This window comes from Pristimantibacillus sp. Z349TD_6 (assembly GCF_056173205.1).
Map to the genome: position 1 here is coordinate 1,154,383 of NZ_CM149662.1, position 13,482 is coordinate 1,167,864.

Annotated in this window: 11 protein-coding genes and 2 pseudogenes; 8 read left to right on the top strand and 5 right to left on the bottom strand. The window is 42.1% G+C overall.

The annotated features are described in order from the left end of the window. Positions 1 to 8 precede the first annotated feature (8 nt). From AC0VYE_RS04975 to AC0VYE_RS04995, 5 genes and pseudogenes are all read left to right on the top strand, one after another. Positions 9 to 776: an ABC transporter ATP-binding protein gene (locus AC0VYE_RS04975; RefSeq protein ID WP_475446434.1), complete on the top strand. Its 768-nt coding sequence runs from the start codon at positions 9 to 11 to the stop codon at positions 774 to 776. 15 nt (positions 777 to 791) lie between these two features. After that, positions 792 to 914, top strand: a pseudogene (locus tag AC0VYE_RS04980) (M48 metallopeptidase family protein); the annotation flags it as partial. A 184-nt stretch (positions 915 to 1,098) separates the two neighbouring features. Then, entirely contained in the window at positions 1,099 to 1,287 is a 189-nt protein-coding gene (locus tag AC0VYE_RS04985) for a hypothetical protein (RefSeq protein ID WP_475446436.1), read from the top strand. A 22-nt stretch (positions 1,288 to 1,309) separates the two neighbouring features. After that, positions 1,310 to 1,702 carry an iron chaperone gene (locus tag AC0VYE_RS04990; protein ID WP_475446438.1) on the top strand — a complete coding sequence of 131 codons (393 nt, stop codon included), beginning with the start codon at positions 1,310 to 1,312 and terminating at the stop codon, positions 1,700 to 1,702. 405 nt (positions 1,703 to 2,107) lie between these two features. Beyond that, on the top strand, positions 2,108 to 2,815 hold the full coding sequence (locus tag AC0VYE_RS04995; RefSeq protein ID WP_475446440.1) for a DNA alkylation repair protein: 708 nt from the start codon (positions 2,108 to 2,110) through the stop codon (positions 2,813 to 2,815). Positions 2,816 to 3,035: 220 nt separating this feature from the next. Here AC0VYE_RS04995 and AC0VYE_RS05000 read toward each other — a convergent pair whose 3' ends face one another. Further along, positions 3,036 to 3,377: a monooxygenase gene (locus tag AC0VYE_RS05000; RefSeq protein WP_475446442.1), complete on the bottom strand. Its 342-nt coding sequence runs from the start codon at positions 3,375 to 3,377 to the stop codon at positions 3,036 to 3,038. Positions 3,378 to 3,397: 20 nt separating this feature from the next. Further along, on the bottom strand, positions 3,398 to 4,327 hold the full coding sequence (locus AC0VYE_RS05005; protein WP_475446444.1) for a DsbA family protein: 930 nt from the start codon (positions 4,325 to 4,327) through the stop codon (positions 3,398 to 3,400). Between the two features lie 243 nt (positions 4,328 to 4,570). Between AC0VYE_RS05005 and AC0VYE_RS05010 the strand changes: the two genes are divergently transcribed. Continuing rightward, positions 4,571 to 5,128, top strand: coding sequence for a TetR/AcrR family transcriptional regulator (locus tag AC0VYE_RS05010; RefSeq protein WP_475446446.1), 558 nt, complete (start codon positions 4,571 to 4,573; stop codon positions 5,126 to 5,128). 52 nt (positions 5,129 to 5,180) lie between these two features. Here AC0VYE_RS05010 and AC0VYE_RS05015 read toward each other — a convergent pair whose 3' ends face one another. After that, on the bottom strand, positions 5,181 to 6,026 hold the full coding sequence (locus AC0VYE_RS05015) for a phytanoyl-CoA dioxygenase family protein (RefSeq protein WP_475446448.1): 846 nt from the start codon (positions 6,024 to 6,026) through the stop codon (positions 5,181 to 5,183). 171 nt (positions 6,027 to 6,197) lie between these two features. On the opposite strand from AC0VYE_RS05015, the gene AC0VYE_RS05020 reads away from it, so the two are divergent. Then, entirely contained in the window at positions 6,198 to 7,082 is an 885-nt protein-coding gene (locus AC0VYE_RS05020; RefSeq protein ID WP_475446450.1) for a helix-turn-helix domain-containing protein, read from the top strand. A gap of 401 nt (positions 7,083 to 7,483) precedes the next feature. On the opposite strand, the pseudogene AC0VYE_RS05025 reads toward AC0VYE_RS05020, so the two are convergent. Further along, positions 7,484 to 7,624: pseudogene (locus tag AC0VYE_RS05025) on the bottom strand (DinB family protein); the annotation flags it as partial. 642 nt (positions 7,625 to 8,266) lie between these two features. Here AC0VYE_RS05025 and AC0VYE_RS05030 point away from each other — a divergent pair. Beyond that, on the top strand, positions 8,267 to 8,824 hold the full coding sequence (locus AC0VYE_RS05030) for a GNAT family N-acetyltransferase (RefSeq protein ID WP_475446451.1): 558 nt from the start codon (positions 8,267 to 8,269) through the stop codon (positions 8,822 to 8,824). A gap of 59 nt (positions 8,825 to 8,883) precedes the next feature. Here AC0VYE_RS05030 and AC0VYE_RS05035 read toward each other — a convergent pair whose 3' ends face one another. Then, entirely contained in the window at positions 8,884 to 13,149 is a 4,266-nt protein-coding gene (locus AC0VYE_RS05035; protein ID WP_475446453.1) for a glycosyl hydrolase family 18 protein, read from the bottom strand. Positions 13,150 to 13,482 lie beyond the last annotated feature (333 nt).

Sequence of the window (13,482 nt, forward strand, 5' to 3'; positions counted from 1 at the left end):
GATAAAGCATGAACCACATATTGGAGATTACAGATCTGAATAAAACCTATTCAATAAGCAAAGGGCAAGTACAAGCCGTACTGAAAAATATTAATTTGCAGATACACGAGGGCGAGTTCGTTTCCGTCATGGGGGCGTCAGGCTCGGGAAAGTCGACCTTGCTCTACACAATTAGCGGCATGGATCGGATGACTTCCGGACAAGTCTTGTTTGATGGGCAAAATATTTCCTCCCTTTCGGAGAAGGAATTGGATCAGCTGCGCCAGAACAAAATGGGATTTATTTTTCAGCAGATCCATCTCCTCAAAAATCTCAGCATGCTCGATAATATCATTCTCTCCGAATATTTTGCAGCCAAAGAGAGCCGGGACTCCATTCGCCTGCGAGCGGAGGAGTTGATGAAGAAAACAGGAATCTCTGCGCTAGCAGATCGCGATATCACGCAGGCTTCCGGCGGACAGCTCCAACGGGTGAGTATTTGCCGGGCGCTCATGAACCAGCCGAAAATCATTCTCGGAGATGAGCCGACGGGAGCACTAAACTCCAAAGCGACGTCTGACATCATGCAACTGCTTGGCAGCATCAACCAATCCGGAACCACCATACTGCTGGTCACGCACGACGTCAAGGTCGCTGCCAAAACCGAGCGCGTCCTGTTGATGGAGGATGGAGAGATTGTTGGCGAGCAGTATTTAGGGAAATATCATTTTGATAGCGACAATGTTAAGGGGCGGGAGGAAAAGCTTTCTGCTTGGCTGTTAAAGATGGGGATATAATGGGGGGAATCTGGTGCGATGGCTCCTATTGAGGTGATCGACTATATAATCATCCTTGAGCTTTGCCATCTTACCCATATGAATAATGACCGTTCTTTTAGGCGATTCGTAGGAAGCATCATTCCGGATTACAATTAAAATGAGGAGCTTCTGACTAGGCAAGGACAGGCGAGGGCCTTGTAGAAGCTAGCTATGCGGAAAGGTTGGACGATCAGGCTGGAAACTGGTATACTTGCCGGGATTGCTCCTATTAAAGCGATTTCAATCGCTAGTTTTAGCGGGAGTTGATCTACTATGGGCGTCGTCAGGAGTGGTACTAAAGATGAAGAAATATAATTTTGTTCGTCCGTTAATGCTGATTGTCATAGCACTGCTTGTAAAAAGCCTTATTACGAATCTTTGTATGGTGTTTGGGATGGAACAGGGACCGGCAGAAAATGTTGGATTCATCAGCATGCTTGTCGCAGCATTCATCATTTATTCTAGAATGGCCCAGAAGCGCCGCAAATAACGAAGGCCCGAAAGGAGCAGCCATGGACGGCAATAAAATCACATTTGAGACAATTGATCAGTATATCTCTCAGTACTCTCCTGAGATTCAGGACATTTTGGAGAAGATAAGAGGCGTGATTAAAGTGGCTGCACCAGAAGCGACAGAAAAAATCAGCTATCAAATGCCGACCTTCGTGCTCCATGGGAACCTTGTTCATTATGCAGCATACAAAAATCATATCGGCTTATATCCGGCTCCAAGCGGAATTGAGGCCTTTAAAGAGCAATTATCCCCGTATAAAGGGGCAAAAGGGTCGATTCGCTTCCCTTTAGACGAGCCTATACCTTACGAATTAATTGGTGAGATCGTAAAATACAGAGTAGCTGAGAATATTGAAAAAGCCGCGAATAAAAAAGTGAAGAAAAAGAAATAGGAGCAGAGATGCTCCATTGAATAAATGCCTCAGAGAGTTTTCTCTGGGGCATTTTTTTCGTTTGAACGATCTTTTCGAATAAGGTATTGGGGCAGGTTCAAGTATAAAGTGCCTAAGCTAGATATAATCCCATGTATGGTTCATGTAGTTGAGCTCTAGCAAGGAATGATTTTTTAACTTCATTTCATATTCTCTATGCTCAAATAGTGGTAACATATACTTGTCTTCGTTGAGGTTTTGATGTGAAACGGACGCGAAAAACGATTTTTAAGGATAAATAAAATCTTACTGATCTGTGTTTTTTCATAGAAGGTCATTGAAATAGGATGAGTAGCTACTAATGCAAAAGAAACAAATGGCTGGTGTAGGAGAAGACGGTAAAATCTCAAAAGGGAGTGTAAAACAATGAATTTAGAAATGGTTATGCAGGAGCTTGAAGCTCTTAGCAAGGATCGAACTAAAAAAATATACCAATCCAATGGCGCACAGGAACCGCTTTTTGGTGTTGCTACAGGCCAAATGAAGCCTATTTTCAAAAAAACAAAAATAAATCAACCGTTGGCTGAGCAGCTTTATGCTACAGGGAACTATGACGCCATGTATTTTGCCGGAATTATTGCAGATCCCAATGCGATGACGGAAGCGGATTATGACCGTTGGATGGATGGAGCTTATTTTTATATGCTGTCCGACTATGTTGTTGCGGTAACTTTGGCAGAAGCTGATATTGCGCAAGAAGTGGCTGACAAGTGGATCGCAAGCGGTGATGAACTGAAAATGTCTGCAGGCTGGAGCTGTTACTGCTGGCTTTTGGGGAGTCGGCCGGATGTTGAATTTGCCGAAAGCAAAATGGCCAATCTGCTCGAAACTGCAAAAAATACGATTCATGATGCTCCCGAACGAACAAAATATGCAATGAATAATTTTATTTACACAGTAGGGGTATCCTACATGCGGCTCCATGATAAGGCAATGGAGGTCGCATTGGAAGTAGGTCCGGTAGAAGTTAATCGGGACAAGAAAAAAAGCAGTTTTTTGGTTGCATCTGAACAGATTCAAAAAGCAGTTGATAAACAGCGGCTTGGCTTCAAACGCAAGCATGTAAGATGCTAAAAGTTTCTTCGTGGATTGTTATGGCGCTAGCGAGCAAGTAATACAAGGTTATTCCGATGGAAGTCGAGCTGCCGAATGTAATAGCTTTGAAATAGTTTATATCGCTAGGTTAAGCACTCCACACATGTGGAGTGCTTTGTGTCGCTCGTTAGTAATTATCATTTTAAGAGCCACATTTACCTGCCATTTAAAGCCCGAACGTATTCTACGCTAGGGATAACTATGAAGTAGGATTTCCCGGACTAGAACTCTCATTGCAATAAGCAGATCCCTTATTGATTTCAGTAAGTTTGGAATTGACGGAAAAGATTTTTGCATTGATATCTGTTATACCAAAGTCAGCTAATCTGCTAGTGTGCATAACGTTATATTTTTCAGCCGTTTCTTTTGTTTCAAACAAATAAATTCCACCGGCTTCATTTTTTTCGGAATTTTCTGTCCAGATTTTCCACATGAATCCATCTTCTTCATTGATACTTTTTGCTAAATCAGAAAACGCCTCTGCCATCTCTTCTCCGAACGGTCCATTCATTTTAAAATCCACTTGTAATAGGTACGACATTTATAGTCACTTCCTTTTGTTTATTTAGTAGCTGTAAAATACAATTCTCCTAAAATTTCGTTCACTTGATAATGATTTGTTGGAAGCTCTTGTTCAATAAGAAATTTTACGTCTGCTTGTTCAACATCATACATGACTTCAATTTCCTTGGAGAAAAGAAGCTTTTCTTTTTCAAGCAAGTCAGAAAGGGAAGGGACTGGCTTGGGTTGTAAATCTTCGAGATTCAGAAGCTTTTTCAAACCGTCAACATAGTTATCCAACGGACGGCTGCCGACAATTTTTACGCCCTTATTCTCCTCATTAGTCATAATAATGGTAGGGAAGCCTCGGACACCCAACCTTCTAACTAGATCAAAATCCTCATGTAACAATTGAAGACCGACCTGTTGTTCAGCTTCGTTTACAATTGCTTTTCCATCAAGACCGATATGATTTGCGATTTCAATCATAACCGATTTCTCTGATATATTTTGATTAAATGCAAACAGTGCTTCTCTTGAACGACGCAAATATTCTGTTGCTTTTGCATCAGTATGATTTTTTTGAATCACCTTAAATACACGAGAAGGCGGGTAGGATGATTGAACTGGATTATCAATCATTAAAGTCCCATCAATTGGCATTCTTGAATGCTCTCCAACTTCTCTCCAGTGAGGGGCCACATCGGCTGGTTTATGAATGCCGTTTGCCGGATCGATTGGTCCATCATGCCATTTTTCCAGCAAACCGCCCATAACCGTATGGAAGTTAAAAAAGTTCCCGTATTGCTCTACAAAACGACGAAGCACAGGTTCAAGCGCCCAGCAATGCGAACAAATAGGATCGGTTACATAGTAAAGATTAACTGCTTTTGTGGGCTGATTAAAATCAATAATCTCTACTTTCTCCTCTTCAGCTACCCCGCATACGCCTGTTTGTAGATCACAAACCATATTGTTATTGTTCTCCATTTTAATTCCTCATTTCTCTTTTAATAAGTAAAGATAAGCGAGGAAAAGCAAACACTTATACCTCGCTAAATTTTTTAACAATATGTATTATCTTCCCTTTACTTTTCAAGGGCGAAATACATATTTATTTGCTTGCAATTAAATTTTAAATCATAATTAAAATCATCAACACCAATAGTTCTGCGGATGTGTCGTTTATACAACACATTTAAGAAGTTGTTTATAAAGTAGGAGGTTAACAAAATGACCGAATCAAAGTCGGACCCCCGAGTTCTACGTACCCGTAAGTTAATTATGGATTCTTTCATTGAACTTTCAGGGAAAAAGGAATTTAAAGATATTACTATAAAAGATATAACTACAGAAGCGATGATTAATCGTGCAACTTTTTATTATCATTTTGAAGATATACACAACTTATTGGAAAAAGTACTGTCAGAAGTATTGTTAGTCAATTTGAATTATGACTTTTATCAAAATGACGAACTAAATGAAGAAGTATTTGTTAGCATCTTTGAAGCTGTAACAAATTTTCAAAAGTCATTATCCAGTCGTTGCCATAGAGGTTACGAAGATACCATTGCCCGTATTATTAGGGAACAGCTCGAAATTATTTTTTATAAAATGTTGTTAAAGCAGCATAAAGCGGAGAAGGATGAAGCTCTAAAACTTACAGCTGTCCTATTAAGCTGGGGAATTTATGGGGTTTCTGTAGAATGGAGAAGAAATAGTCACAAGACACCGCCGGAAGAATTTATCAAATTAGCGATTCCTTATATACGGACTGGAATTGATAAATAAAGAAGAGGGGTATGCGCAGCCCCTCTTCCTTTTGTTGTACTAAATCTATTTATTATTCGTTTTCCCTCTTATAAACCAATGGATTTTTAATACTCGCTGCGATTCCGCCCGGCTTGCAGCCTGGCAGCCAATTTTCAAGATCAGAGCGTCTTGCCTTGCTGTCGGGTTCACCAACGAGTGAACCGTCTGCATAGTAGATAATGGTCATCACCTTGCGCATATGGTCAGTTGGATTACCCGGAGCAGAGTGGATGGTCCAGCCAGCATGGAAGGTAGCGTCTCCTGCCGCCATGGCACCGTAATTTACTTGAGGAATGCTGCGGCCTTCAATGAATTGTCCAAGGGTTTTATGTGATTCATCCGAAATTTCTTGCCTGCTGACATAACCCAAATGATTCGTGCCGGAAGCGAAGTTCATTGTGCCCACTTCTTCAGGAATAGGGACCAGCGGCATCCACAGCGTAATGGTATTATTGGTATCGAAAGGCCAATAAATTTGGTCTTGATGCCAAGGGGTATGACCACCGCCAGGTTCTTTGAATAATGCTTGATCATGATAAATGCGGACGCCATCTACACCCATCAAATCTGCTGCAATTTTGGCAAAGCGTTTTGCCAGTGTGAAAGCAGCGGCTTCTTCACTCATCTCCCAAAGGTTGCCTACTTGTATAAAAGCTTTGCCGTAAGTATCCCGTTCAGTGACCGGCTTATCATGGTAATTGTGCTTAAATACCAAGTCACTAATGATTGGTTCATACGCTTCTATTATTTCTGTGGATGCGACATTTTTTAAAAAGAGATGGCCATCCTTTTGATAAGAAGCGATTTGCTCTTGCGTGAGAGAATAGCTTTCTTCAAGCAGGGGCAGCGTGCTTAACCTATTGTTTTCATTCATCATATTTCCTCCTAATTGTATGTGTTTGTTTCAGCTTCGCAATACATACAGTGTAAGGGATTCTTCTATAATCTGGCTTTGTCAAAGCTTCAAATAAGTTTGTCAAAAACAACTGTAATTGTGAGATAGATATGATATTCTGTGAGTAATTACGAGTAGAGGATGAGGATGTTCATGAAACCTGGCATGGATGCAACGATGAACCACCGGATCGTGCCCTATATACGGGAGTGCGATTTTGCGCTGCGAAAACCGTGGGTACTGCCGGAACGCCGCTTGCTTGATTACTTGCTTGTCTATGTACAGGAAGGGGAATGCTTGTTCACAGTTGATGGGGTGGCCTATCCATTCGAAAAAGGTGAGTTTTGTTTCATTCAGCCAAATAGTGTAAATCGTTTGGAAGGGACAACGAATACGGTAACGCCGTTTGCACACTTTGATATTTTTTATAGCACGACTAGCGACCAAAGCTTCCCAACTCGGGCGGGCCAGTTGGATTTGACCCCCTATCAGCATCTTATGCAGCCGAGAATGGACGAGCAGTTCCAAACTCATATTCCGGTGAAGCTCAAGCTAAGCCATCCATCTAAATTTCGTGATACATTTTTGCAAGTGGTAGAATTCTGGCAGTATAAGGACTCCATTATGCAATTGAAGGCACAAACCCGAATGATGGAATTGGTTACCTTCATACTAGAGGATTACATGCCTGCCAATCATGTGAAGCAAATGTCACCGCAGGCATTAAATTGGATTACCTCGTATTTTTCTTTCAACTTGAGCGAACCTCTGTCGGTAGTTGATATGGCGCGAAGAGCTAATCTATCTACTTCAAGATTTAACGATGTATTTAAAATGCAGTACGGTGTAACACCACATCAATATTTGTTAAAAACACGTATAGATCATGCTTGCGAGCTGCTGCTTGCATCCAAGCTTACACAAGAGCAGATTGCAAGTTATTGTGGGTTTTCAGATATTCATCATTTTTCTAAGGCATTCAAGAAGATAATAGGAATAACTCCTGGTGAGTACAGCAAGGGGGCAAAGGGCGGATGAAACTAGCTTCTTCGGTCAAACGATAGTACGGTAAGAAATGAAAGGGGGAATTTAACGAATTCGTCAAACAAAAGGCAAGCATCCTTTCACATAGTTGTAAATGAGCATGAAGCTATGGAGTGTTTGCCATAAAACTCGAAAAAATTGCAACAAAAGCACCGTTATCTATTTCCAACACCCCCAAATGAAAGTTAAATCCAACACCTGTAAAAGATTATAGAGGTATTTTATCATAATAGATGATTTTTAAAAATTTAATTCTAAAAGCAACAATCTATTAAAAAACTACCGTTGTTTTTATTTATTTTTCTTCGTCCTCTATATTCTCTGGCTTTTTCTAAAACCTCCGATAGTTAAACTGCATCATGCTCAGTATCTTAGTTATGGTTCCTAACTTTATTTTATGATAAATTTTTTCCAATCACATTTGCTGACACTGGCTTTAGCCCTAGCTCTCTTATCCAGACGGAGAGCTGCCCCATATGGTGTATTTCGTGAGCGATCACATGACGCAGGATTTCACCTTTTGTATAGTGTCCATCGTAAATAGCTTACTTTAAGAACAAATAAGTTCTTATAGATCTAATTTAATTCGATTAGGCGCTGAAGCAGCTCTATAAGCGCATATATGTTCTTACAGCCAACAAACCCGGCCGTTTCTCTCGCTGTAAGAACACATACGTTCTTACAGATCCAATTCAACCTCAACCAGACGCTGAAGCAGCTCTATAAGCGCATATATGTTCTTACAGCCAACAAACCGGGCCGTTTCTCTCGCTGTAAGAACACATACGTCCTTAAAGTTCCAATTCAACCTCGACCAGACACCGAAGCAGCTCTATAAGCACATGATTTTTTCTTCTGGTTCACTTCATTTATTCTCTCACCTTAAACTATCAATTTTAGGAACGCATGTACTTAATGCCGCAATTCTTACTTTTATAGTGACTCCAATGTTTGATCTTTATAAAATTTTAATAAAATATCTGTGAAATGTTTAAATATAAAGGAAGTTTTTCTGCATGTGATGTACTAAATGAGAAGGCGCTGACTAGGCTAGCAAAGGTTAGATTGGAAGAAGGTATCTGTCAATGGAAAAGAAGCTGAAGAAAGCCGGATGACATAGCTGAAATAAGACGAGAAGGGTTATAATAGAAGGACCTATTATATGGAGGTTAATCAACATGTCTATATTTACACGCACGGATCATATTGGCGTCATTCAACCGGATATCAAAGTATATCAAGCAAAACCAGAGGATACGGAAGCTGTATTGAAGCTTCTCATCCAAACAGCTGAATGGTTAAAGAGCAAAGGCTCTACGCAGTGGAGCGGCTTGCTGAAGGGTGAGGATTCTCATCAGACACCGGAGGCAATTAAACGCGGCGAGGTATACCTATTTAGGCAAGAAAATCGTTTGGCAGGAATGGTCATGCTCATGCAGCATGCAAGCGCTTGGGATCGCGAGTTATGGGGAGAAGAGGGGCATGAACAGTCCATCTATCTGCATCGACTTAACATTAACCGTGAGGTTGCAGGCAAAAACTTAGGTGAGGCCATTGTGGATTGGGCAGGTTCAGGTATTCATTTTGAGGGAAAAGACCGTATTCGGCTGGACTGTATTGCGAATAATCCGAAGCTCAATGCATTCTACCTAAGCTGCGGTTATGAACATAAAGGTTTATCCTCCAATGAGATGGGGGAATTTAATTTATACGAGAAGTTTCAGACAGCACAGTAATAGAAGAGGGACGGAGCAGTTCAAACTGCGCCGTCCCTCTATTGCATTTTAAATCTAGGTTATTTGCTCGCTAATCCCAAATCATCAAGCAATCTCATCACGGCTACGACTGCCTGTGCTTTCGTCACTTTCGACTGAGGATCAAACTTCGTTTCGGATACGCCTTGCAAAATTTGTTCTTTAATTAATAGTGCAACGGAAGCTTTAGCATAGGATGATATAGAAGCTTGATCACGGAAAGACTCAAGCAGCGCTGCGTCACCGTCTGCCGTACGATCAATCAGCTTCATCACTTTTGCCAAAATGACTGCCATGTCCTGACGAGTAATCGTACCGTTCGGATCAAAAAGCTGCTCGCTCTTGCCAGTAATGATACCTAATTCCTTAGCTAGTGCAATATCTCCAGCATATTTGGAATCTGCCGCTACATCATCAAATGGAGCACCTTCTACTTTTGGCACGATGCCGAGGCCTCTGCTGATCATGGAAATAAACTCAGCCCTAGTAATGATCGAGTTTCCTCCGAATTGTTCATTCGATTGTCCAAAAACGATTAATTTGGCTGCTGCACGCTCGATATGGTTTTTGTTCCATTCAGCCGTCACGTCTTTGAAGAGGAAGCTGGATTGGACAATGGTATAGATGCTGTTGCCGTTGCTGACCAGATGAGCGGTAACTCCGCCTTTATCGTCTTTTTTGAACACCGTATGAAGTGGACGGAATTCATTTGTGCCAGGCAAGTAAACAACGCCGTTTGCACGATTCGTCTCTATATCTTTAGCATTCAATTGATAAATACGGGTGAAAACGGACTGGCCAAAATCAGTGACTTCCTCATATTTGTTGTCAGCTGTCAGCTTATAAATCTTAAAGTCAAGCGACGAAACTTTTAGTGTATAGCCATTCTTTTTCGCCAATTGTTCTATTGCAGCTGCTTCGCTCGCAGTCGGTGGAGCAATCGAAATTTTGATATCTGATTTCAGGTGAATCGCATGGGCTGGAATGACATAGGTAACTCCGTTCCAGATGATGGACAAATTCGCCTTTTCGTTTTTGCTGGCAAGTGCTGCAATAACTTCCTTAGGAAGGATGATATCCACTTGGGCTGCATCGTTGCCGACAGTCACTTTTAGCTCGGCGGAGCTAGCCGCTCCAATCGTTTGAATAGCCGCATCTTTCAAAATCGTAACGGTCCACTTGCCGCCGGATTTCGTAACGTTGGAATCAAGCTCATTTTTATCTTTGACCGCTTGCGGGTTCCCAGATGACGACTCTGGCGGAGCCGTGTAATCTAATGTTTTTGCCTCTAGTTTTGTCATTTCGGACTTTTCGATTATCTCATCCTCATTTTTAGTAATGGCTACTACACCAATGGAATAGGTCGTACTGTGCGTCAGTTGCGTAAACGTGTAGTTTGTAGCTGTTGTAGATACCACTAATTTATCACCCAGATAAACGTCATACCCATCTGCTTTCGGAGAAGCCGTCCATTGAACGCTAATCGCGTCATAGGTTGAACTCGTTACCGTGAGATGAGCTGGAGATATTACGCCTGCTGTACTTACAACCAGTGCACTGCTTGCAGGAGAAACCTCCGTAATTTTATTGCCGTCTTTTCTAATACTGAGCACGGTAACGGTGTAGTCTGAGCCAAGGTTCAGCTTGTCTGCTTTAAACTGTGTATTCGCTGTATATCCTGTAAATATGGCGTTCACGAATACTTCATAGCCAGCAGCCCCTTGGACAGCATCCCATTTGATTTCAAAAGACTGTTTGTCCGCACTGAGCTTCGTTACATTTTGAGGAGCAGCTAGTGCGTTTTCATTCACCTTGCCGTCAATCGGAAGATCACTGATCAACTGCGTTGTAAGTGTTTTGTTGCGGTCACCGCTAATGTCCCAAGTCATAACGCCAGCCAAATCCAAGGTTTTGACAAGCGAAGTGCTATACATCATTGTCGTTTGGTCATTATAAGTAATAAACATTCCGGTTTCACTATTGTAAACATAAGCGACCTTTGAATGCTCGTTCCAGTAACGGGTATATCCGTTTTGGTCTATCATATTGTTCTCAACCTCGGCAAAATCGAACTTACCGCTCTCCCATGATCCATAAGGAATGGATGTGCAGTTTTGATATTCACCGTTTGCGGAACAACCCTTCCAGCCTATTCCATAATAAGGAACACCCATGTTTAGTTTAAAAGCCGGAACGCCGCCGTTCAAATGACCGAGCAGAGCGCCTCTTACATTGTTGCGTTTCGCAGAGGCTCTTACATTATTAGGGTCTTGATAAAGAGGAGAATTATGGAAAGCCCGCAGTTCCCAGCTTCCGCTATAGTCATAGCTCATAATGTTGATCATATCCAAGTATTGAACAGAATTTGCGAAGTCAGCATTGACTACGAAATCATCTCCTTGACCGGATGCGATGGTGAGTAAATAATATTTGCCATCGATGGAGCCGGCTGCATCAAGCGCTGCACGAACGGTTTGCATGAGAAGAGTGAAGTTTTGTTTATCCTCTGGACGATTGATATTATCCGATTCTCCGCCCTCAACCGGATATTCCCAGTCGATATCGAGTCCATCCATCTTATACGTACGCAAATATTTAACGACGGAATTCGCAAACGTACGACGTGTGACTTCAGATGCGGCCATGTCGGAGAAATGATTGGAGAATGTCCAGCCGCCTACGGAAGCCATTAGCTTCAGCTCAGGGTTATTATTTTTTATTTTGTTAAAAGCAGCAAGCTGCTCAATATCGACCTTCTGGTCTCCAAGCACAAGCTCCCCGTCGAAAACATAATTCGCTTGCAGCGGAATGTCTTTATTTTGGCAAGCTGCACCGTTTGAACCCACTTTACGCCAGCATATATCGGAGAAGGCGTAGTTGAGATGTGTAAGCTGTGAAACATCGATATCTTCTGGAAAGTATTGACGATTATTGTCATAGGAAAACCAGCTGCCGTAATAGGTGAAATTAGTGTAGTCCGCGCCTGGAATCGTCGTTGCTGCGCTGCTGGCTGCTGATTTCCATAGCGCATTTTTGGCTGCAACTGTAAAGCTGTAGGATTTGCCTTCTGTTAAACCCTCAGCAACATACCGATTGGAATCGCTGGAGCCGATAAGCTTGCCTGCTTCATAGATGTCGTAGCTCGTTGCGCCAGGGGTCGGTGCCCAGCCTAGTGAAGCGGTTGTGCGGTTGGCTGTAATGACTTGAAGATCGAGCGGCGCCGCAAGCTCGCCCCATTTGATTTCTAAAGGCGGGCCGTTAACCGGATCTTTGCCGGAAGCGCCATTTTGCGCGCCAACCATAAATTTGTAGATGCTGCCTGCTGTAAGTCCACCTTCTGGGAACGTATAGATGAATGTGTCGGAGCCATTCCATATTCCGCCTTTCCATCCACCGTTAACATAGAAGTCATAGCCGTTGGCATCAGGACTGCCTGTCCATTTGAATGTAATATTGGATGATGTAATATCGCTTACCTTTAAATATTGAGGAGGCGTTAATGGCGGTTCTTTATATTCACTTGTATCCTTTGGCGTAGTGAAAGTAATCGAATTGCTCTTCTGTTTATCTGTTAGATTAGCATATTGAGTACCGTTCGGACCTAAGAAGAAGGTATATTTGGTTTCTTCCTTTAATCCTCCAATCGTGCTGCCTCCTACTTGTGTGAAGCCGGAATAAGGATCTTTGTTAAGAGGAGGATTGTCCGGATTCCAAACCCAGTAATCATCCAGCTTATGCGCAGGATCAAAGGTAACGGTTACCGTATTATGTGTAACATTCACAATACTTAGGTTGCTAGGCCCTGGATTGCCAGTCGGCTCATTGGAAGGCTCGCCGGCAAGTGTCGTAAATTCAACGTAGTTGCTTCGCAACACCCGCGTGTAAGGTCTCTTGTACCAAGTGGTATACAGCTTGTACGTCGTATTAGGCTGCAAGTTTTGCAGCTCCACACTGCCGCCTTTCCCTGTAGCTAAATAGTTGTTTACATCTTCTTTTGTTGGATTAGCAGGATCTGGAGCTACGTAGTACCATACATCAACGTCAGCTTGCTCTGGATGAACATCCCATTTAAGCTGTGCACTCGTCGCAGTGATGGAATCGGTTACAACAGTTAGGTTTTGAGGGACGGGAGGGGCTGCCTCATAGACAGCATCCGTTACGGCTCGAGCAGCTTCGTTCACTGCGGGCAACGCTGCTTCATTCCCATAGGCTGTTGTTGTGTCAAGGAAAGGAGAAACGAGAAGTGCGAGACACATAAACATAATGACAAACTTTATTCCTTTATTTCTTGCAAAAATATTCACCATATCACCTCTAATTTTCATAGTCGAACATTGCAGCATTAGCATTCATGTGCAAGTCTGGGTGTGGTTGTTTCACGGAATTAAAAGGGGATAATTGGGTATCACCTCCTGCAAAGCTTGCATTTATTTTGTATAACTATTCCTAGCATGAGACGTTGATTTCATGAAAGGAAGGGGTAAATTACGATGATAAAAGGGGAATATTTTACAAAAATATAATAAAAATGGGATATTCCGCACAGGAAATAGAGGTTTAACTCGATCTTTAAAAACAACATCGAATTAAACCCATAGCATGCAAGAAAAAAAGCATTTTGAACGGTCATAGTTGTAGTT